The sequence below is a fragment of the Pseudonocardia kongjuensis genome (assembly GCF_039526905.1).
Taxonomy (GTDB): Bacteria; Actinomycetota; Actinomycetes; order Mycobacteriales; family Pseudonocardiaceae; genus Pseudonocardia; species Pseudonocardia kongjuensis.
The window spans coordinates 178,896-199,629 of the sequence record NZ_BAAAJK010000005.1 but is presented as its reverse complement, the minus strand read 5'-3'; the positions used below and the strand labels follow the sequence as shown (position 1 = coordinate 199,629).

General features: G+C 74.8%; 18 protein-coding genes. 10 read left to right on the top strand and 8 right to left on the bottom strand.

Annotated features, from left to right (window positions below):
- Positions 1-5 precede the first annotated feature (5 nt).
- From ABD160_RS07270 to ABD160_RS07260, 3 genes are read right to left on the bottom strand one after another with little or no spacing between them, the layout of a single operon-like run.
- Positions 6-917, bottom strand: a complete 912-nt coding sequence (locus tag ABD160_RS07270) for a carbohydrate ABC transporter permease (protein ID WP_344019700.1) — start codon at positions 915-917, stop codon at positions 6-8.
- The gene (locus tag ABD160_RS07265) at positions 914-1,810 is read right to left on the bottom strand and encodes a carbohydrate ABC transporter permease (protein WP_344019698.1); all 897 of its coding nucleotides are present in this window, start codon (positions 1,808-1,810) and stop codon (positions 914-916) included. Before ABD160_RS07265 ends, ABD160_RS07270 begins: the two co-directional genes overlap by 4 nt.
- Positions 1,807-3,123 (bottom strand): extracellular solute-binding protein, encoded by a 1,317-nt coding sequence (locus ABD160_RS07260; RefSeq protein WP_344019696.1) that lies wholly within the window; start codon positions 3,121-3,123, stop codon positions 1,807-1,809. Before ABD160_RS07260 ends, ABD160_RS07265 begins: the two co-directional genes overlap by 4 nt.
- Before the next feature lie 149 nt (positions 3,124-3,272).
- Between ABD160_RS07260 and ABD160_RS07255 the strand changes: the two genes are divergently transcribed.
- Positions 3,273-4,298 carry a LacI family DNA-binding transcriptional regulator gene (locus ABD160_RS07255; RefSeq protein ID WP_344019694.1) on the top strand — a complete coding sequence of 342 codons (1,026 nt, stop codon included), beginning with the start codon at positions 3,273-3,275 and terminating at the stop codon, positions 4,296-4,298.
- A gap of 122 nt (positions 4,299-4,420) precedes the next feature.
- Here ABD160_RS07255 and ABD160_RS07250 read toward each other — a convergent pair whose 3' ends face one another.
- Positions 4,421-5,653, bottom strand: coding sequence for an ROK family transcriptional regulator (locus tag ABD160_RS07250; RefSeq protein WP_344019692.1), 1,233 nt, complete (start codon positions 5,651-5,653; stop codon positions 4,421-4,423).
- A gap of 176 nt (positions 5,654-5,829) precedes the next feature.
- Between ABD160_RS07250 and ABD160_RS07245 the strand changes: the two genes are divergently transcribed.
- The 4 genes from ABD160_RS07245 to ABD160_RS07230 are packed head-to-tail and all read left to right on the top strand — an operon-like array spanning position 5,830 to position 10,712.
- The gene (locus ABD160_RS07245; RefSeq protein ID WP_344019690.1) at positions 5,830-6,939 is read left to right on the top strand and encodes an ABC transporter ATP-binding protein; all 1,110 of its coding nucleotides are present in this window, start codon (positions 5,830-5,832) and stop codon (positions 6,937-6,939) included.
- Positions 6,936-8,384, top strand: a complete 1,449-nt coding sequence (locus ABD160_RS07240; protein ID WP_344019688.1) for a GH1 family beta-glucosidase — start codon at positions 6,936-6,938, stop codon at positions 8,382-8,384. Before ABD160_RS07245 ends, ABD160_RS07240 begins: the two co-directional genes overlap by 4 nt.
- The gene (xylA, locus tag ABD160_RS07235) at positions 8,381-9,553 is read left to right on the top strand and encodes a xylose isomerase (protein ID WP_344019686.1); all 1,173 of its coding nucleotides are present in this window, start codon (positions 8,381-8,383) and stop codon (positions 9,551-9,553) included. The genes ABD160_RS07240 and xylA overlap by 4 nt, the downstream gene beginning before the upstream one ends.
- 4 nt (positions 9,554-9,557) lie before the next feature.
- Positions 9,558-10,712: an ROK family protein gene (locus ABD160_RS07230; RefSeq protein ID WP_344019684.1), complete on the top strand. Its 1,155-nt coding sequence runs from the start codon at positions 9,558-9,560 to the stop codon at positions 10,710-10,712.
- Here the strand turns inward: ABD160_RS07230 and ABD160_RS07225 are convergent.
- Positions 10,702-13,272 carry a glutamate--cysteine ligase gene (locus tag ABD160_RS07225; protein ID WP_344019682.1) on the bottom strand — a complete coding sequence of 857 codons (2,571 nt, stop codon included), beginning with the start codon at positions 13,270-13,272 and terminating at the stop codon, positions 10,702-10,704. The two genes, ABD160_RS07230 and ABD160_RS07225, sit on opposite strands and share 11 nt — an antisense overlap.
- 165 nt (positions 13,273-13,437) lie before the next feature.
- Between ABD160_RS07225 and ABD160_RS07220 the strand changes: the two genes are divergently transcribed.
- Positions 13,438-14,691 carry an HNH endonuclease gene (locus tag ABD160_RS07220; RefSeq protein WP_344019680.1) on the top strand — a complete coding sequence of 418 codons (1,254 nt, stop codon included), beginning with the start codon at positions 13,438-13,440 and terminating at the stop codon, positions 14,689-14,691.
- Here the strand turns inward: ABD160_RS07220 and ABD160_RS07215 are convergent.
- Complete coding sequence (locus tag ABD160_RS07215) at positions 14,683-15,402, bottom strand: MBL fold metallo-hydrolase (RefSeq protein ID WP_344019678.1); 720 nt, start codon at positions 15,400-15,402, stop codon at positions 14,683-14,685. The two genes, ABD160_RS07220 and ABD160_RS07215, sit on opposite strands and share 9 nt — an antisense overlap.
- A 27-nt stretch (positions 15,403-15,429) precedes the next feature.
- Positions 15,430-16,089, bottom strand: a complete 660-nt coding sequence (locus ABD160_RS07210) for a DUF429 domain-containing protein (RefSeq protein ID WP_344019676.1) — start codon at positions 16,087-16,089, stop codon at positions 15,430-15,432.
- Positions 16,090-16,107: 18 nt separating this feature from the next.
- Here ABD160_RS07210 and ABD160_RS07205 point away from each other — a divergent pair, with 18 nt between their 5' ends.
- The 4 genes from ABD160_RS07205 to ABD160_RS07190 are packed head-to-tail and all read left to right on the top strand — an operon-like array spanning position 16,108 to position 18,380.
- Positions 16,108-16,575 carry a ribose-5-phosphate isomerase gene (locus ABD160_RS07205; RefSeq protein ID WP_344019674.1) on the top strand — a complete coding sequence of 156 codons (468 nt, stop codon included), beginning with the start codon at positions 16,108-16,110 and terminating at the stop codon, positions 16,573-16,575.
- A complete protein-coding gene (locus ABD160_RS07200) occupies positions 16,575-17,390 on the top strand; it encodes an Fpg/Nei family DNA glycosylase (RefSeq protein ID WP_344019672.1) in 816 nt (271 codons plus the stop codon). The genes ABD160_RS07205 and ABD160_RS07200 overlap by 1 nt, the downstream gene beginning before the upstream one ends.
- 49 nt (positions 17,391-17,439) lie before the next feature.
- Positions 17,440-18,180 carry an HAD-IIA family hydrolase gene (locus tag ABD160_RS07195; protein WP_344019842.1) on the top strand — a complete coding sequence of 247 codons (741 nt, stop codon included), beginning with the start codon at positions 17,440-17,442 and terminating at the stop codon, positions 18,178-18,180.
- 50 nt (positions 18,181-18,230) lie between these two features.
- Positions 18,231-18,380, top strand: coding sequence for a hypothetical protein (locus ABD160_RS07190; protein WP_344019670.1), 150 nt, complete (start codon positions 18,231-18,233; stop codon positions 18,378-18,380).
- 10 nt (positions 18,381-18,390) lie between these two features.
- Here the strand turns inward: ABD160_RS07190 and ABD160_RS07185 are convergent, their stop codons facing one another.
- A complete protein-coding gene (locus ABD160_RS07185) occupies positions 18,391-20,499 on the bottom strand; it encodes an AMP-binding protein (RefSeq protein ID WP_344019668.1) in 2,109 nt (702 codons plus the stop codon).
- Positions 20,500-20,734 lie beyond the last annotated feature (235 nt).

Below are 20,734 nucleotides of genomic sequence, written 5' to 3'. Positions count from 1 at the left end.
CCGGATCAGCGGCCGGCGCCCGCGGTCAGCCCGGCCAGCAGCTGGCGGCGGCCGAGCAGGTAGACGACCAGCAGCGGGAGCAGCGACAGCAGCACCGCCGCGGTGATCAGCGGGACGTTGGTGCCGTACTGGCCCTGGTAGTCCCACAGGCCCAGGGTGAGCACCCGGACCGACACGTCCTGGGTCAGGACGAGCGGGAACAGGAAGCCGTTCCACGCCTGCAGGGCGGTGAAGATGCCGATCGTGGCGAGCCCGGGCCGGGCCAGCGGCAGCACCAGCGAGACCAGGGTGCGGGCCGGTCCGGCGCCGTCCAGGACGGCGGCCTCGAACAGCTCGTTCGGTATGTCGCGCAGGCTGGAGGTCAGCACCACCACCGCCAGCGGCAGCGCGAACGCCGCGGTCGGCAGGATGATCGCCAGCAGGGTGTCGTAGAGCCGCAGCTGGGTGACCATCAGGTAGAGCGGGACGATCACCGCCTGCGCCGGCACGGCCAGCCCGAGCAGCATCACCGAGAACGCCCGGGCGACCGACCGGTTGCGGCTGCGCACGATCGCGTACGCCGCGGGCAGCGCCAGCACGAGCACGATCGCGACGCAGGCCGTCGCCACGATCACGTTGTTCAGGAAGTACAGCGGGAAGTTCGAGGTCAGGACGTCGACGTAGTTCTCGAACGTCAGGCCGGACGGCACCGCGAGCGGACCGTCGGACAGGTACTCCGACGACGACCGCAGGCTGGTGACGAACAGGAAGTACAGCGGCACGGCGACCAGCACGAACCAGACGCCCGCGCCGAGCCCGCCCAGCCAGTTGAACCCGCGGCGCAGCCGTCCGCGGCGGGGCGGCGGATCGGGCGTGCCGGTGGTGCGGCCCGGCCCGGCGGGCGCGGTCGGGGTGGTGGCGGTGGACACGGTGGTCACATCCCCTCCCGCTGGCTCGCCATCGTGCGGTAGCCGGTGACCCGCGCGATGAACAGCGACAGCGCCGTCCCGAGCACCAGGAGCACCACCGCCAGCGCGCTCGCGTAGCCCATGTCGAAGCTCCGGAACCCCTCGAGGTACATGTGCAGCGGCAGGATCCGGGTGGACGTGCCGGGCCCGCCGCCGGTGAGGATCAGGACCACCTCGAAGGTGGTCATCGACCCGACGACGATCAGCACCCCGGAGGTGATGATCGTGTCCCGCAGCTGCGGGACGGTGATCGAGCGGAAGGTGCGCCAGCGGCCGGCACCGTCGATCCGGGCCGCCTCGTAGAGCTGCACCGGGATCGCCCGGGCGGCGGCCTGGTAGAGCAGCGTGTGGAACGGCATGTACTGCCAGCCGATCACCAGGATCACCGCGGCGAAGGCGTACCGGCTGTCGCCGATGATGTTGCCGTCGTCGATCCCGACGAGCGGGCCGAGCACCGAGGCGAGCCCGAAGTTCGGGTCGAGCAGGGTGCTCCACAGCACGGCGATGGCGGCGCTGGACATCAGCAGCGGGATGAAGAAGATCGCGGCGAGCAGCGCGCGGGAGCGGCCGCGCCGGGCCAGCCAGACGCCCAGCGGCAGCGCCACCGCGGTCTGCAGCACCCAGGACGCGGCCGTCAGCACGAACGACAGCCGCAGCGTCTCGACGAACAGCGGATCGGTCCCGATCCGGGTCCAGTTCTGCAGGCCGACCCACTGCGGTGGGTTCAGGCCGTCGTAGGCGGTGAAGCTGAGGTACACCACCACGACCATGGGCAGCAGCGCGAACAGCCCGAAGAAGGTCAGAGCGGGGGCGACCCAGACGAATCCGGGCCGCCCCGCCCGTACCGCGGTGGAACTGCTCACCGGCTCGCCGTGTCCATCGCGTCGGCGAACTGCTCCGGGGTGAACTCCTTGGTGAACACCTTCGACAGGTTGGTCAGCATGGTCTGCGCCTCGGCGGCGGGCAGTGCCTGGTCCCAGGACTGCACGAAGGTCGGCGCCGCCTTGGTCTGCTCGTAGGTGTAGGTGTTGAAGTCGGCGAACGGCCCGGTGGCGGCCACCTGGTCCTCGATCCCGGTGAGGCCGGGGACCTGGCCCTTCTCCAGCATGCCCTGGACGTACTCGGGGCTGGTCATCTCGTTCATCAGGAACTCGGTGGCGGCCTCGACGTTCGCCGAGCCGGCGCTGACCGAGTAGTAGTTCGACGGGTTGCCGATCACGTTGCGCGGGTCGCCCGCGCCGCCCTCGATCTCCGGGAACGGCGCCCAGCCCAGCTTGTCCTGCTCCAGGAAGTCCGGGAAGTTGTCGTTCAGGCTGGTGACCTGCCAGGAGCCCATCAGCTCCATGCCGGCCCGGCCGCTGGTGAGCAGCGCCTGGGACGCCTGGTTGTCGTAGTCGACGGCGGTGAAGTTGGTGCCGAACGCCTCCCGGTCGACCAGGTCCTGCACCATCCGCATGGACTCGATGACGGCCGGATCGCGCCAGGCGCCGGGCTCGCCGTCGGCGATGGCCTGGAACTTCTCCGGGCCGCCGATCCGGTCGAGGAAGTACTCCGGGTACATCATCGAGGTCCAGGTCTGCGCGCCGGCGAGCGCGATCGGCTGGATGCCGGCGGCCTTGAGCTGGTCGACGGCCTCCAGGAAGCCGGTCCAGGTGGTCGGGAACTCGGCGATGCCGGCCTCGGCGAACGCGTCCTTGTTGTAGAAGAACGACAGCGGCTGGACGCCCTGCATCGGGATGCCGGTGACCTGGCCGTCGATCGTGCCGGTCTCCAGGACCTGCGGGATGAACGACTCCTTGACCTCCGGGTTCGCGTCGAGCGCCGGGGTGAGGTCGGCGACCTGGCCCGCGTCGACGTAGCCCTTCAGGTTCCCGCCGCCCCAGTTGTAGAAGATGTCGGGGCCGTTCGGCGTCCCGATCGCGGTCTGCAGCGCGGACTTGTAGGGGTCGTTCAGGTAGGTGGTCAGCTCGATCTGCGGGCCACCGGCGGCGTTGAAGCTGTCCACGGCCGCCTGCTGGACGGTGTTGATGCCCTCGTTCTGCAGTGTCCAGAGGCGGAGCTCCTCACCTCCTCCGGCGTCCTGCGGGCCTGCGGTGCCACAGGCCGCGGTGACCGCGAGTCCGGTGGCGAGTGCGGCAGCGACGAGTGTCCTGCGTACGCGTGACGAGGTCGACATGAGCTCTCCTTCGAGCGGGGCCGATCGAAAGTTTCCGAGACTTGCGAAGGCGCTGGACGCAAGTTAGGCCCCACAGAACCCGCCGTCAAGGAGGGGAAGTGCCGCGTTTCACCCGGGACTTCCACTGAAAGTTTCGATACCGTCGCGCTGTGAATCGCAGCCGTGTGACGATCGCCGAGATCGCCGAGCAGGCAGGCGTCTCGGTGCCGACCGTCTCCAAGGTCCTCAACGGGCGGGCCGACGTCGCCGTCGCGACCCGGGAACGGGTGCAGCAGGTGGTGGCCGAGAGCGGCTACCGCAGGCGCGGCGCCTCGGCGCCCCGGCGCCGGACCGGGCTGGTCGACGTGGTGCTGGACCGGCTGGACTCGTTCTGGGCGATGGAGGTGCTGCGCGGGGCCGAGACCGAGGCCCGGCGCACCGACCGCCAGATCGTGCTCAACACCTCCGAGAACGACGAGCCGGGCTCGCGGGCCTGGCTGGACCGGCTGGCCGGGCGGGGCACCGACGGCGTCGTCGTGGTCGTCGGCGACCAGGACCCGGACACCGCGGCCACCCTGGTGGCGCTGGACGTGCCGGTGGTGCTGCTGGACCCGGTCGGCGGGGACGACCCGTCGTTCGCGACGGTCGGCGCGACCAACTGGGCTGGCGGGCTCAGCGCCGTCGAGCACCTGCTCTCGCTCGGGCACCGGCGGATCGGGATCGTCTCCGGCCCGACCCGGCTCTCCAGCAGCCAGCAGCGGGTGGACGGCTACCGGGCGGCGCTGCGCCGGGCCGACATCGCCGTCGACGAGGACCTGATCCGCTACGGCGACTTCCTGGTCGGCGGCGGGCGCCGCGGCGCGGTCGACCTGCTCGATCTGGCCGACCCGCCGACCGCGATCTTCGCCGGATCGGACATGCAGGCGGTCGGCGTCTACCAGGAGGCGGCGCAGCGCGGCCTGCGGATCCCGGAGGACCTGAGCGTCGCCGGGTTCGACGACATCGCGCTCTGCGAGTACCTGCGCCCGACCCTGACCACGGTCCGCCAGCCGCTGGCCCGGATGGCCGCCGAGGCGGTCCGGCTGGCCGTGCAGGAGCCGCGGACCGACCCGGACGGGACCGCCCCGCGCCTGGAGCTCGCCACCGACCTGGTGGTGCGGACGAGCACGGCGGCGCCACCGGCCCGGCCCGCCTGAGCTGCGCGACCCGTCCGGCCGGCTCGACCTGTCCGGCCGGACCGAGTCGCACGGCCGGGCCGGCCCGCCCGACCGGCTCGACCTGTCCGGCCGGGCCGACCGGCCGGGGCGCGGCCGGTCGCTCAGTCGGCGAGCCACCGGCCCGGGTCCGCGACCAGCGCGGCGACCGCCGCGGCACCGGCGCCGCGCATCACCGCGTCCGGGCCGAGTGTGCCGCGCCGCAGCCGGTCCGGGTCGATCCCGTGCCGGGCGAGCTCGGCCGCCACCGCCGCGACGAACGCGTCGTCGGCGGTGCCGAACCGCCCGCCCAGCACCACCCGCGCTGGGTCCAGCGGGGCGGCGAACCCGGCCAGCGCCCGGCCCAGCGCCCGCCCGGCCCGGCGCAGCTCCGGAGCGCCGGCCGCCCCTGCACCTGTACCTGCCTCTGCCCCGGGGCCGCTGCCTGCCCCGGAGCCTGCGCCCGGCCCGGGGCCGCCGCGGGTCCCGGAGCCGCCGGCCGTCCCGGAGCCTGCGCCCGGCCCGGAGCCTGCGCCCGGCCCGGAGCCTGCGCCCGGCCCGGAGCCTGCGCCCGGCCCGGAGCCTGCGCCCGGCCCGGAGCCGCCGCGCGTCCCGGAGCCGCCGGCCGTCCCGGAGCCGCTGCCCACCCCGGCCGGGCGGGTCTCGGCGGTCACGCAGCCCCGCCGCCCGCAGTGGCACCGGGCCCGGCCGCCGCGGACCGGGAGATGGCCGAACCGGGTGGCCGCGTCGCCGTCGCCGGTCCGGCCGTCGTGCAGCAGCACCACGCCGGTCTCCGACCGCCCGCCGACGAACACCGACAGCCCGGGGACGGCAGGCTCCGCACCGGCGGCCAGCGTCACCCCGCACCGGACCGACAGGCCGATCCCGCCGGCCCCCACCGCGTCCGCCTCGGCGGCGAGCAGCGCCGCGAGCCGGTCGTCCGGCTCGCCCGGCAGCCCGGCGACGATCCCGGCCGCCGGGCGGTCCCCGGCCGCCGCGGCGAGCAGCAGCTCGCCCAGCACCGGGCCCGCGACGGCGGCGACCGCCGCCGGACCGGCCCCGTCCAGGTCCGCCCGGCGCCACCGCCGGGCCCCGGCGTGCCCGGACAGGTCCACCAGGCAGCCGCCGACGCCGTCGGTCTCGATCTGCAGGCCGATCCCGACCGGCCCGGCCGGGTCGGGCACCAGCCGCTGGCCCGGGCGTCCGGTGGCGGTCCCCGGCCCGGCCCCTATGTCGCGCACCAGGCCGCCGTCGAGCAGGTCGGCGGTCAGCCCGGACACCGTCGAGCGGGTCAGCCCGGTCTGCGCGGCGACCGTGGCGCGGGTGATCGGCGCGTTCCGCACGATCGTGCCCAGCACCAGCGCCAGATGGTGTCTGCGCAGGTCACCCGAGGCGATCCGGCCGCTCGCGACGATGACGGCCTCCGCGGTGAGTTCGTACGGGCGATGAACAAATGCTAGTGGCGTGGGCCACGGCCCGGCTAGACATCTCCCGCCGGCACCGCAGCCGGCCCGCGACGAGAGGACCGAGAACAATGGCCGAGGTCGCCTACCGGGCCGCGTCCCGCATCTATCCCGGCCCACCGCCGGTACGCGCCGTCGACAAGCTCGACCTGGAGATCGCCGACGGCGAGTTCCTGGTGCTCGTCGGGCCGTCCGGGTCCGGCAAGTCCACCGCCCTGCGGATGCTCGCCGGCCTGGAGGAGGTCGACGAGGGCGGGATCGAGATCGGCGGCCGCGAGGTCAGCGCGCTCGAACCCAAGGACCGCGACATCGCGATGGTCTTCCAGAACTACGCGCTCTACCCGCACATGACCGTCGCCGACAACATGGGCTTCGCGCTCAAGCTGCAGCGGGTCGGCCGCGACGAGATCACCCGGCGGGTGCGCGAGGCCGCCGCGCTGCTCGATCTGGTGCCCTACCTGGACCGCAAGCCCAAGGCGCTGTCCGGCGGGCAGCGCCAGCGGGTCGCCATGGGCCGCGCCATCGTCCGCGAGCCCGCCGTGTTCCTGATGGACGAGCCGCTGTCCAACCTGGACGCCAAGCTGCGGGTGGAGACCCGCGCCGGGGTCGCCGCGCTGCAGCAGCGGCTCGGCGCCACCACCGTCTACGTCACCCACGACCAGGTCGAGGCGATGACGATGGGGCACCGGGTCGCCGTGCTGCGCGACGGGCTGCTCGAACAGTGCGCCACCCCGCGCGAGCTCTACGACCGCCCGGCCACCGCCTTCGTCGCCGGCTTCATCGGCTCGCCCGCGATGAACCTGCGCACCGCACCGCTGGTGCCCGACGGCGCCGACCTGGCCGGGCTCACCGTGCCGCTGCCGCGCGAGGTGCTCGACCGGGCGCACCGGGACGGGCTCTCCGAGATCACCGTCGGGGTGCGCCCGGAGGGGATGCGGGTCGCCGCCGACGACGAGAAGGCCGTCGACCTCACCGTCGAGCTGGCCGAGGAGCTGGGCTCGGACACCTACCTGCACGGCCGGGTCGGCACCGACACCGGAGCCGACACCGGGGCCCGCCGGTTCGTGGTGCGCACCGCCGGCGGCGAGGCCCCGCCGGTCGGCCAGGAGATACGGGTGACGCTGCGCGATCCGGGGGCGGTACACGCCTTCGACCCGACGACCGGGATGCGGCTCGCATGAGCGCGGCCCGCAGCTTCCCGCCCGGCTTCGACTGGGGCGCCGCCACCGCCGCCTACCAGATCGAGGGCGCGGTCGACGAGGACGGCCGCACGCCGTCGATCTGGGACACCTACGCGCACACCCCCGGCCGCACGGCGGGCGGGGACACCGGCGACATCGCCGCCGACCACTACCACCGGGTGGACGCCGACGTCGGGCTGATGCGCGAGCTCGGCCTGCACTCCTACCGGTTCTCGATCAGCTGGAACCGGATCACCCCGCAGGTCGACGCCGAGCGGCTGGGCCCGGTGAACACGGCCGGGCTGGCGTTCTACTCGCGGCTGGTCGACGCGCTGCTCGCCGCGGAGATCACGCCGGTGGTCACGCTCTACCACTGGGACCTGCCGCAGGCCCTCGAGGACGCCGGCGGCTGGACCTCGCGCGCGACCTCCTACCGGTTCGCCGAGTACGCCGCCGTCGTCGCGGCCGAGCTGGGCGACCGGGTCGGGGTGTTCACCACCCTGAACGAGCCGTGGTGCAGCGCGTTCCTCGGGTACGCCGCCGGGGTGCACGCCCCGGGCCGGACCGATCCGGCGGCGGCGCTGGCCGCGGTGCACCATCTCAACCTGGCGCACGGGCTGGCCGCGCGGGCGATCCGGAAGCGGGTGCCGTCCGCCCGGATCGCGGTCAGCCTGAACCTGGCCTGGGTGGTGCCGGAGACGGATTCGGCCGCCGATCTGGACGCCGCCCGCCGGGTCGACGGCCTGCAGAACCGGCTGTTCCTGCAACCGATGCTGACCGGCGGCTACCCGGCCGACGTGGTCGCCGACACCGCGGGCATCACCGACTGGTCGTTCGTCCGCTCCGGCGACGAGGAGCTCGCGCTGGCCCCGCCGGACGTGCTCGGGGTGAACTACTACACCCCCACCCACGTCCGGCACTGGACCCGCGAGCGTCCCCGGGAGACCGCCGACGGGCACGGTGACGGCACCGGAACGCCCTGGATCGCCTGCGACGACGTCGAGTTCCCGCGACCGGTCGGCCCGCTCACCGACATGGGCTGGGGGATCGACGCCCGCGGGCTGGCCGAGGTGGTCCGGCGGATCGCCCGCGAGTTCCCCGGGCTGGAGATGGTGGTGACCGAGAACGGTGCCGCCTTCCCCGACGAACCCGGTTCCGACGGCATCGTCTCCGATCCCGACCGGGTCGACTACCTGCGCGGACACCTCGCCGCGCTGGCCGACGTGATCGCCGAGGGCGCCCCGGTGCGCGGCTACTACGTCTGGTCGCTGCTGGACAACTTCGAATGGGCCTGGGGATACGCGAAACGGTTCGGCGTCGTGCACGTCGACTACGTCACCCAGGTGCGCACCCCCAAGGACAGCGCCCGGTTCTACGCCGGCGTCGTCCGCACCAACACCCTCACCCTCGACCGCACCACCCCCGACACAGGAGATGCCGCATGACCGTGCCCGCCCCCACCCCGGCCGACCGCTTCTCGTTCGGGCTGTGGACCGTCGGCTGGCGCGCGGCCGACCCGTTCGGCGACCCGACCCGCCCGGCCGTGGACGTGGTCGAGGCCGTCGAGCGGCTCGCCGGGCTCGGCGCCTGGGGCCTGACCTTCCACGACGACGACCTGTTCGGCTTCGGCGCCGACGCCGGCACCCGCGACAAGCAGGTCGCCCGGCTCCGGGAGGCCTGCGACGCGACCGGGATGACCGTCCCGATGATCACCACCAACCTGTTCTCGCATCCCGTGTTCAAGGACGGCGGGTTCACCTCCAACGACCGCTCGGTGCGCCGGTTCGCGCTGCGCAAGGTGCTGCACAACGTCGAGCTCGCCGCCGAGCTGGGCGCGCGCACGTTCGTGCTGTGGGGCGGCCGGGAGGGCTCGGAGTACGACTCGGCGAAGGACGTGCGGGCCGCGCTCGACCGCTACCGGGAGGCGATGGACCTGCTCTGCGCGCACGTCCTGGAGCGCGGACACGACATCCGGTTCGCGATCGAGCCGAAGCCCAACGAGCCGCGCGGCGACATCCTGCTGCCGACCGTCGGGCACGCGCTGGCCTTCGTCGAGCGGCTCGCGCATCCCGAGCTGGTCGGGGTGAACCCGGAGGTCGGGCACGAGCAGATGGCCGGGCTGAACATGGCGCACGGGGTGGCCCAGGCGCTGTGGGCCGGCAAGCTGTTCCACATCGACCTGAACGGCCAGCGCGGGATCAAGTACGACCAGGACCTGGTGTTCGGGCACGGCGACCTGCTCAACGCGTTCGCACTGGTCGACCTGCTGGAGTCGGCGGGCTACGACGGCCCGCGGCACTTCGACTACAAGCCCTCCCGCACCGAGGACCTGGCCGGCGTGTGGGCCTCCGCCGAGGCGAACATGCGGACCTACCTGCTGCTGCGCGAGCGGGCGGCGGCGTTCCGGGCCGATCCGGAGGTCGTCGCGGCGCTGGCCGAGGCGGGCGTCCCGGAGCTGTCCGAGCCGACGCTGGCGCCCGGCGAGACGGCGGCGAAGCTGCTCGCCGATCCCTCGGCGGGGGCCGGCTTCGATCCGGAGCCCGCCGGCCGGCGGGGGTACGGCTTCGTCCGGCTGCACCAGCTCGCACTGGAACACCTCACCGGGGCACGATGACCGGGTGCCTCCCCCCTCCGCGTCAGCGCCGGTACGCAGCGCGGAGCTCCGCAGGCACAACCTGGGCCTGCTGCTGGGGGAGCTGCGCCGGGAGCCGTCGTCGCGGGCCGCGCTGGCCGGCACCACCGGGCTGACCAGGGGGACCGTGGCGAGCCTGCTCGATCCGCTGGTCGCCGCCGGTGTGCTGGCCGAGGGGCCGCCGAGCCGCGGCGGGATCGGCCGGCCGGGGCGGCCGCTGCGGTTCGCCCCGGACGGCCCGGTCGCGGTCGGGGTGTCGGTCGAGGTGGACGGGCTGGTGGCGTGCGTGGTGGGGCTGGACGGCGGCGTCGTCCGCCGGCTGCAGCGCCGCCGCGACCATCGGACAATGGACGCCGCCGAGGTGTTCGGCCGGGCCGCCCGGGACGCGCGGGCGCTGTCCGCGCTGGCGGGCCGCCCGGTCGTCGGCGCCGGGGTGGCGGTGCCCGCGCCGGTCCGCGGTACCGGGCCGGACGCCGAGATGCTGCGGGCGCCCAACCTGCCGCTGCTGGCCGGGGCCCGGCCCGGTGAGCTGTTCGGCCGGGTCGCCGGGCGGCCGGTGGTGGTCGGGAACGAGGCGACCCTGGGCGCGCTCGCGCACCTGGGCGTCGCGTCCGACTTCGTCTACGTCTCGGCCGGGATCGGCATCGGCGGCGGGATCGTGGTCGGCGGGCGGGTGCTGGCCGGGGCGGCCGGGCTCGCCGGCGAGATCGGGCACGTCGTCGTCGAGCGGGACGGGCGCCCGTGCGGCTGCGGCGGCACCGGCTGCGTCGAGCGGTACGCCGGGCTGCCCGCGCTGCTGGCCGACGCCGGGGCCGACGGGCTGCCGGGGCTGCGCGCCGCCGTCCGGGCGGGCGAGCCGGCCGCGCTGGCCGCGGTGCAGCGGGCCGGGACCGCGCTCGGGGCGGCGCTCGCCTCGGTGCTCAACGTCGTCGACCTGCCCGCGGTCGTGCTCGGCGGCAGCTACACCGCGCTCGGCGACCGGCTGGCGCCGGTGGTCCGCGCCGAGATCCTGCGCCGCCGCCCGTCGGCCGGCGTCGAGGTCCTGGTGTCCGCGCACGGCCGCCCGGCGGCCGCGCTGGGCACCGCCCGGGCCGTCACCGATCGCGTCCTCGACGACCCGGACCTGCTGCTCAGGCCATGATCCAGGTGTCCTTCGCGCCGCCCCCGCGGGACGAGTTGACGATCATCCCGCCGGGCGGTGCGACCCGGGACAGCGCCGCGGGCAGCACGTCGACCTCGGGCTGCGGGCCGTGCCCGGCCGACTGGACCGCGAACACCCGCAGGTCGACGGCCTGCGGCTGGAGCGTGCCGTCGGTGAAGGTCGGGTGCGTGGAGATCCGCACCATCTCCTGCGCGACCCAGCCGGCCGGCCGCTCCCGGATCGCGGCGGCGGCCCGCTCCAGTTCGCCGGCGTCGGCGTGCGGGCCGATCACGATGCCGGCCCCGCCGTAGCCGTCGACCGGCTTGAGGACGAGCTCGCCGAGCCGGTCCAGCACCTGCTCGCGGGCGGCCGGATCGACGCAGGCCCAGGTCGGCACCGAGGCCAGCACCGGCTCCTCGCCCAGGTAGTAGCGGATCATCTCGGGGACGTAGGCGTAGACGAGCTTGTCGTCGGCGACGCCGTTGCCCGGCGCGTTGCGCAGCGCGACCCGGCCGCGGGCCATCGCGGCCAGCAGGGCCCGCCCGATCGGGCGGTGGTCGGCGCCCCTGGCCAGCGCCAGGTCCTTCTCGTCGATCCGACGGTAGAGCGTGGTGAGACGCCGCCGGCGCCCGCCGCCGACCATGAACACCGCGCCGTCGGTGATCTGCAGCCGGCCCGGGGTGACCAGCGGGATCTCCATCGCCTCGGCCAGCAGCCGGTGCTCGAAGAAGGCCGAGTCGCTCTCGCCCGCGGTGAGCAGGGCGGCCTCGCCGTCCGGGCCGGTGGGATCGCCGTCGGCCAGCACGGCGCGCAGCCGGGCCGGGACGTCGTCGAGGCCCAGCACCTCCGACGGCGACTCCAGATCGGGCAGCACGCTGCGGATCAGCCGGCGGCCCATCAGCGAGAACCCGATCCCGGACGGCACCCGCAGGTTGTCCTCCAGCACCACCCAGCCGTCGTCGGCGTCGCGGACCAGGTCGATCCCGGCGACCGCGATCCGGACCGCGTCCGGCGTGACGAGGGTCCCCGAGCGGGTGCGGCCCGGCGCGTTGTCGACGACGGCGGCCGGGACGATCCGGTCGCGGACGATCTCGCGGCGGCCGTAGACGTCGCGCAGGAACAGTTCGAGGGCCCGGACCCGCTGGGCCAGCCCGGTGGACAGGTGCTCCCAGGAGTCCGGGCCGATGATCCGCGGCACCAGGTCGAGCGGGAACAGCCGCTCGCCGTCCTCACCGGGATCGACGCCCGGCACCGGGAAGGTGACGCCGCGGGCCCGCTGCTCGGTGCGCAGCGCCGACTCGGCGGCGGTCAGCCCGCGCGGGCCGAGCCGTTCCAGCGCCCGGAACAGCCAGCCGTAGGCGGGCCGGAGCTTGCCCTCGTCGTCGACCGCCTCGTCGTAGCGCGGCGGCCGGTAGCCCTCCAGCAGCTCGGGCGCGACCGGCACGGTCAGCGGCGGCGTGGTCCGCGGCTCCTCGCCCTGGGTGCGGGCCACCAGGTCGTCGACGACGTCGACCAGCGAGCCGCGCCGCCCGAACGCGCGCCGCTGGATCGCGGCCCCGGAGCCGCGGGCCAGCACGGCCTCGGCGAGCTCGGTGACCTGCTCGGTGTCACCGGTCTCGGCCAGCCACGGCTCCAGGTCGGCGACCAGTGCGCGCAGCTGCACCGCGGGTGAGGCGAGCACCGGCCCGGAGACGTCGACCAGGTCGCCCTCCAGCCCGGAGCGGGCGGCCCGCCAGGCCGCGGCGCGCAGCAGCTCGTGCCGGACCGGGGGCAGCGGCCTGCCCGCCTCGGTGTCCGCCCGGGCCCGCCCGACCAGCGCCCGGAAGAGCCCGGCGACCAGCACGACGTCGTCGACCTCGGGGCAGGCGTCGCAGAGCCGCAGCTCGACGGTCGGCAGGTGCGCGCTGGGCCGGACGTCGAAGTACAGCATCCCGGCGTCGCTGATCGTCCCGGACGCGATCAGCTCGGCGATCATGGCGTCGTACTCGGCGGCGGTCGTGACGTTGCCGGGCGGGCCGGCGGTGGGCCAGCGCTGCCAGATCATGCTGCGGTAGCTGGCGTAGCCGGTGTCGTGCCCGCGCCAGTACGGCGAGCTGGCGGTGATGGCGAGCAGCGTCGGCAGTGCCGGGGCGACCCGGCGGGACACCTGCACGGCGGTGTCCCGGTCGGGGACGTCGACGTGCACCTGGACCCCGCAGATGTGCTGCTCGCGCACCAGCATCTGGTACTCGTGCTGCATCCGCTCGTAGCGGGCGCCCGCGGAGATGTCGTCGCCGGACAGATCGACCAGCGGCACCGTCCCGGCCGCGACCACGCCCAGCCCGAGCGGCTCGGCGGCCTCCCGCAGCCGGCCGCGCAGCCGCCGCACGTGCGCGCGCAGCTCGTCCAGCGACGGCGTCGCCGGCGAGTTCGTCTCGACCAGCGAGCGCTGCAGCTCGGGGAAGAACTCCTTCCCGTCCAGGTGCTCCAGCAACCGGTCCACCTCGGGAGCCGCCCGCCGGTCGGCCAGACCGACGACGTGGAACTCCTCCTCGACACCTACCAGCGGCACGTCCCCCATCGGCGTGACGCTAGGGCGCCCGTGTTACGACAATGTGTCGCCGCGACTTCCGGGCCGTGGCGTCGCTCGCGGGCGGCCGCCGGGGCGGTGCCCGCGCCGGGGTGCGATGTCCGGACCAGTCATGATCCCCTGGTGTTCGAACATGTGTTCGTCTATGGTGGACGCATGACCACGGTCATCGACGCTCCCGCCGCACCCGATCTGGATGCCGTGCGGGAGTTGTTCACCCGGCTGGCGGCGGTGGTCGACGAGGTGTCGCCGGCGCCGGTGCTGGTGGACCGGATGATCGCGCTGGTCGCGGTGCGCAACAGTGTGGAGGCGGCGCTGGCGGCCACCGAGCTGGCCTTCGCCCGTCGCCGCGCCGCCGACAGTGCCGCCGAGGTCGACCCGGAGCGGCTCGAGCGCAGCATCGGCGCCGAGATCGGGCTGGCCAACCGGGCCTCGCCGACGGTGGGGCGCAACCGGATGCGCACCGCCCGGGACCTGCACGACGGTCTGGGGCATGTGCGCGGCCTGTTCTCGGCGGGGGAGCTCGACGGGTACCGGGTGTCGATCGTGGCCGGCGGGACCGCGCATCTCGATGCCGGGCAGCGGGCGGAGGTCGATCGGCGGCTGGCCGGGCACGACATCGCCCGGCTCGGGCCGGCGCGGTTGCGCAGCCTGGTCGCCGCGCTCGCCGCGGAGGTGGCGCCGGAGAAGTTCCGGCAGCGCTGCCTGGCCGCGCGGGCGGGGCGGCGGGTCACCCTGCGGCAGGCCGCGGACGGGATGGTCGATCTGCGGGCGCACCTGCCGGTGGAGCAGGGGGTGGCCTGCTATGCGGCGCTGCGCCGGGCGTTCGACGCGGTCCAGGTCGATTCCGAGCCGCTGACCCGCAGCCGCGGGCAGGTCATGGCCGACACGTTCGTGGAGCGGGTGACCGGGCGGGTCACCGCCGAGCACGTCGACGTGCAGGTGCAGGTCGTCGTGCCGCTGGAGGCGTTGCTCGACGAGGACAGTCCGTTGCCGGCGGAGGTCGCGGGGTTCGGGCCGATCCCGGTCGGGTTCCTGGCCCGGGCGCGTGGGCGCAGGCTGTTGCGGCGGTTGTTGACGGTGCGGGGCACGGTGGTCGGTGGTGACTCCCGGGCGCGGTGCTTCCCGGCCGGGCTGGCGGATCTGATCCGGGCCCGGGACCGGCACCGGTGCACCGCTCCCTACTGCGACGCTCCGGCCCGGCAGATCGATCACGTGGTGCGGGCCGCGGAGGGTGGCCCGACCGGTTTCGACAACGGTCGTGCGGTGTGCGAGTGGCACAACCAGTTGCGTGAGCAGCCCGGGTGGTGGGTCGAGCCGACCGCCGAGGGCACCCGCACCACCACCCCGACCGGGCACACCTACCTGCACCGGACGGAACCGCTGCACGACCGGGGCCGGTCAGGGTGAGGCCCGCGCGAGCCGGGCCAGGTCCGCCTGCTGGCGGGCCGCCTCGCCCGGCGTCATCGGGTCGCCGTGCCCGGGGACGTACCGCCGCGCGCCGCGGGTGAGCAGCGCGGCCAGGGCGCCGGCCCAGCGGCCCGGGTAGGCGTCCGGGCCGACCGCGGGCGGGTTGCCGTTCTCCAGCAGGTCACCGGCGAACAGCACGGCGGCGTCCGGGACGTGCACGGCCAGATCGTGCCCGGTGTGCGCGGGTCCGGGATGCAGCAGCTCCACCCGGCGCCCGCCCAGGTCGAGGGTGTGCGTGCTGCCCGGGCGCGGGCAGACCGGCCGGTCCGGGAGCACCGGCACGGTGCCGGCCAGCGCGTCGGCGGTGCCGGTGTCCCCGGCCTCGCGGTAGTGCCGGACCCACTGCGCCCGCTGGGCGGCGGCGGTCACCGCGATCGCCGCGGCGCAGCCCGCCTGCGCGTGGACCGGCGAGCCGGGGAACGCCGACGTCCCGAAGCAGTGGTCGAAGTGCGCGTGGGTGATCGCCACCAGTACCGGCAGGGCGGTCAGCTCCCGGACGGCGGCGGCCAGCTCGGCGCCCTGCACGTCGTCGCCCCGGGTGTCGATCACCAGCGCCCGGTCGGTGCCCAGGACGAGCCCGGTGGTCAGGTCCAGCTCGGCGTGCCTGCGGGCGAGGACGCCGTCGGCGAGTTCGGTCCAGCTCCCGTCCACACCGCCCATCCTGCCCCGGTGATCGGGTCAGACCGCGATCGTGTCGTGCGGCGGGGTGCCCAGGTGCTCCGCGGTGCCGCGGACGACCCGTTCGGCGGTCCAGGCGCAGGCCAGCGCATCCAGCACGTCGTCGAGCCGGGCGGCACCGGGCAGGTCGCCGAGCAGCCGGGCCGGATCGACCCACCCGGCGAGCGCGGCGATCCGCTGCCCGGCGCCGCGGGCGGTCTTCTTGGAGCCGAAGCCGGTCTCCGGGGCCATCGTGCGGAAGGAGAGCTCCGGATGCGTCTCCACCACCGATCCCGGCAGCTCCAGCCGCTGGAACTCGCGGATCTTCGGCACGATGTTCCAGGTCTGCACGCTGATCTTCCGGCCGGTGATCCGCTGCGCGGCGGTGCAGGCGTCGGCGTAGGTCCGGGCCGCCAGCACCTGCTCCGGCGGGGTGGGGAACAGCGAGGAGCGGGCGGTCCCCAGCCGGGCGGCCGCCGCGACCTCGGCCGGCCGCCGCTCGCCACCGGCCGGGAGCGCCAGCGGGATGTCGATGCCGACGGCGTCGCAGCCGGCGGTCGTCTCCAGCACCGCGGCCGCGTCCGGCAGCACCGACCAGCTCACCCGCCGTGCCCGGCCGGTGCCGGAGAGCACGCACACCACCCAGCCCCCAGGGACCCCGTCCACCCCGCCGACGCGCATGGGGGAGGATCCTGCCCCGTGCGCGTCTACCTGGGCAGTGACCACGCCGGTTTCGAGGTCAAGGGCAAGCTCGTCGAGCACCTGACCGGACAGGGCCACGAGGCGGTCGACGTCGGGGCCCCGACGTACGACGCCCTCGACGACTACCCCGCCTGGTGCATCGAGACGGCCCGCCGGGTCGTCGGGGACCCGGGATCGCTCGGGATCGTGCTGGGCGGGTCCGGCAACGGCGAGCAGATCGCCGCGAACAAGGTGCAGGGCATCCGGGCCGCGCTGGCCTGGAACGAGGCCACCGCGACGCTGGCCCGGGAGCACAACGACGCCCAGGTGATCGGCGTCGGCGCCCGCCAGCACCCGTTCGCCGAGGTCGTCGCGATCGTCGACGCCTTCCTCGCCACCCCGTTCTCCGGCGACGAGCGGCACCAGCGGCGGATCGACCAGATGCTCGACTACGAGCGCACCGGCGAGATCGAGCTTCCGAGCTAGTGCCGGAGGGGCACACGCTGCACCGCCTCGCGCGGCTGCACCGCAGGCTGTTCGTGAAGCGGCCGGTCGCGGTGTCCAGCCCGCAGGGCCGGTTCGCGGCGTCCGCCGCGCTGCTCGACGGTGAGGTGATGACCGGCGCCGAGGCGCACGGCAAGCACCTGTTCCACCGGTACGGCGCCGGGCGCGTCGTGCACGTCCATCTCGGGCTGTACGGGACGTTCGTCGAGCACGAGCTGCCGGCGCCGGAGCCGGTCGGGCAGCTGCGGATGCGGCTGGTCGGCGAGTCGCACTACGCCGACCTGCGCGGCCCGACCGCCTGCGAGCTGCTCACCGCGGCCGAGGTGCGGGTGCTGCGGGCCCGGCTCGGGCCCGATCCGCTGCGCCGCGACGCCGATCCGGAACGGGTGTGGGAGCGGATCTCGCGCTCGCGCAGCCCGCTGGCCACGCTGCTGATGGACCAGGCCGTGATCGCCGGGGTCGGGAACGTGTACCGGGCCGAGCTGCTGTTCCGGCACGGCCTCGATCCGCTGCTGCCCGGCCGGTCGCTGGACCGGGAGACCTGGGACGCGATGTGGCCGGACCTGGTCGCGCTGATGCGCGACGGCGTGCGGACCGGGCGGATCGACACCGTCGCCCCCGAGCACGACCCGCGCCGCCGGGGCGAGCCCGGCCGGCGCGACCGGCACGGCGGCGAGGTCTACGTCTACCGCCGGGCCGGCCTGCCCTGCCTGGTCTGCGGGACGCCGGTGCGACACGCCGAGCACGCCGCGCGGAACCTGTTCTGGTGCCCGACCTGCCAGCCGGCACACGGTTAGGGTCCGGCCCGTGGTGGAGCAGAAGCCGATCGAGTGCTGGATGACCGACATGGACGGTGTCCTCGTCCGCGAGGGCAGCATCGTCCCGGGCGCGGACACGCTGCTGTCCCGGCTGCGGGAGAAGGGCGTCCCGTTCCTCGTCCTGACCAACAACAGCATCCACACCCCGCGTGACCTGCGGTACCGGTTGCAGGCGACCGGCCTGGACGTGCCCGAGGCGTCGATCTGGACCTCGGCGCTGGCGACGGCGGCGTTCCTGTCCGAGCAGCGCCCGCAGGGCAGTGCCTACGTGATCGGCGAGGCCGGGCTGACCACCGCGCTGCACGACGTCGGCTACGTCATCACCGACCGCAATCCGGACTACGTCGTGCTGGGGGAGACCCGCACCTACAGCTTCTCCTCGATCGCGACGGCGATGCGGCTGGTCGAGAAGGGCTCCCGGTTCGTCGCCACCAACCCGGACGCCACCGGACCGTCGCCGGAGGGCATCCTGCCGGCGACCGGCTCGGTGGCGGCGATGATCTCCAAGGCGACCGGGGTGGATCCCTACTTCGTCGGCAAGCCGAACCCGCTGATGATGCGGGCGGCGCTGAACCGGCTGGGCGCGCACTCCGAGTCCACGGTGATGATCGGGGACCGGATGGACACCGACATCCTGGCCGGGCTGGAGGCCGGGATGCGCACGGTGCTGGTTCTCACCGGGATCACCCGGGAGTCGGAGATCGACCGCTTCCCGTTCCGCCCGTCGCGGGTGGTCCCGTCGGTCGCCGACCTGGTCGACGACGTCTGACCCGGCGCGTGCGCTTGCGAATCACACGGTTGTGGTTCACCCTCGAACGCATGTACGGAAACGAGGTGTCCTGGTGCCGGTGCCCCGGTTGCGGCACCGAGGCCGAACTGCCCGCAGCGGAGACCGCCGGGGTCGCGGTGCCGTGCCCGGACTGCACGGACCCGATGGTGCCGGAGTGGACCTGGGAGTCCGCGGCCTGACCGGGCCCGGTCAGACCCGGAAGCCCAGCGCGCTGTCCTCGCCGCGGCCCAGCGCGGCCACGTGGTCGTCGACGGTGGTCAGCGAGTGCAGGTCGTGGCCGTTGCGCATGGCCGAGACCAGCGCGCGCTCGGCGGCCTCGATGCCCTCCGCGGTGTCGATCACCGCGGCCAGCCGGTCCGGGGCGGCGATGAGCAGCCCGTCGTCGTCGCCGCAGACGATGTCGCCGGGCCCCACCACGATGCCGCCGAACGACACCGGCTCGTCGACCGTGCCCGGATCGCGGGTGCTGCCCGACGCCGGGCAGGTGCCCCGGGCGAACACCGGGAACCCGATCGACCGCAGCCCGCGCAGGTCACGGACCAGGCCGTCGACGACGATCCCGGCCAGCCCGCGGCGCTTCGCCTCGTTCGCGAACAGCTCGCCCGCCACCGCGCGGGTGCCGCCGGACCCGGCGACCACCAGCACCGACCCGGGCGCGGCGGCGCGCAGCGCGGCGAACATCGGCAGGTGGTCGTCGACGCAGGAGACGGTGACGGCGGGGCCGACCATCGTGACGCCGGGAACCAGCGACCGGATGGCCGGATCCACCACCGGGAACGACTTGTCGGCGTCGCACAGCGACGACACCTGCATGTCACGCAGCCGGCCCAGGAGATCGGTCATCGCACGATCCTCTCTCCTGTGCCCGGCCGGGGCGAACGCGGAGCGGCGGACCTTGCCGGCGTCGTCGCGCAGCGGCCGGTCGACGAACTCGTAGCTGCGCGGGAGCTTCGGCGGGCCGAGCAGCGCGGCCATGTGCGTACGCAGCCGGTCGGCGAGACCGGCCGTCCGGTCCGCCTGCACGACGGCGTGCACGATCCGGCCGTAGTCGTCGTCCGGGAGCCCGACGACGACGGCGTCGCGCACCTCCGGATGCGCCAGCAGCGCCGCCTCGACCTCGGCCGGGTACACGTTCGCGCCGCCGACCAGGATCATGTCGGCCCGCCGGTCGGCGAGGTACAGGTAGCCGTCGGCGTCGAAGGAGCCCATGTCGCCGAGCGACTCCCAGCCGTCCCGCTCCCGGGCCGCGGCGCCCAGGTAGTGGTAGGTCGGCGGGCCGTCGGGACGCATCCAGATCTCCCCGGTGCGGCCGGGCGGCAGCTCGCGGAAGTCGTCGTCGCGCACCGTGATCCGGCCCCGGACGACCCGCCCGACCGAGCCGGGACGGGCCAGCCACTCCCGGCCGTCGATCGCGGTGCCCGCCTGTGACTCGGTGCCCGCGTAGATCTCCAGCACCGTCTCCGGCGGGACCCGCTCCAGCCAGCCGCGCTTGACCTGCGGCGGGCACGGCGCGCCGACGTGCAGCACGGTGCGCAGCGAGCGCAGGTCGGCCGCCGCCCAGTCCGCGGCGGGCAGCCGCAGCATCCGTCCCATCATCGTCGGGACGACGTAGAGCCAGGTGACGCCGTGCTCCCCGACCAGGGACAGTGCGCGGGCCGCGTCGAACCGCTGCATCAGCACGACGTGATGGCCCTGCAGCAGCGCCATCAGCGAGAACATGTACGGCGCGTTGTGGTGCAGCGGGGCGGTGCAGAGCAGGACGCCGTCGCGGTCGATGCGCAGCCCGTCGACCCGGGCCAGCACCTGCTCCACACAGGCGGCCTGCCCGGCGACGATCAGCTTGGGCCGCCCGGTGCTGCCGCCGGAGGTGGGCGCCTTCCAGGACGGTCCGACGACGTCGGGCAGCGGGCCGTCGTCGAAGCCGGTGAGGTCGGCAGGCCCGGCGTCGACGACGAGTGCGGGCCGCGCGACCGCGAGCACGGCGTCCCGCTCGGCGGCGGGCAGCCGCGCCGAGAGCGGCTGCGGGACCGCGCCGAGCTTCCACGCCGCGACCGAGCACTCCAGGTGGTGCACGGTGTTCGGGAGCGCGATCGACACCAGGTCGCCGTGGGCCACGCCGCGGTCGGCGAACGCGCGGGCGAGCCGGTTGGTGCGCGCGTCGAACCCGGCCCGGGTGAGCACGGTGTCGCCGTCCGAGACGAGCGGGGCGTCCGGGGCCTGCGCGGCCAGCGACCGCAGCCGGGCCGCGAGCGGGGTCGCGCCGGGGGTGGGCAGGGGTGGCGGGAAGCGCGGCGTCATCGGCGGGTCTCCGGAGGTCGGTTGGTGCCGTCACGATAGGTCGGATCTCAGCGATCCACTGCGGTCCGAGCCCCTGGCCCTCCAACTCCCGCCGGACGAGCAGGCAGCACCCCGAGAACTGCTCCGCGGGATTCCACCAGGGCCGTATGCCGCAATGCGGAGACAGCCGATCAGGCTGACCGTGCGCGCCCTACGGAGTATCTGACACCCTCGTGTAGCCGGGCTCAGGCTCGGT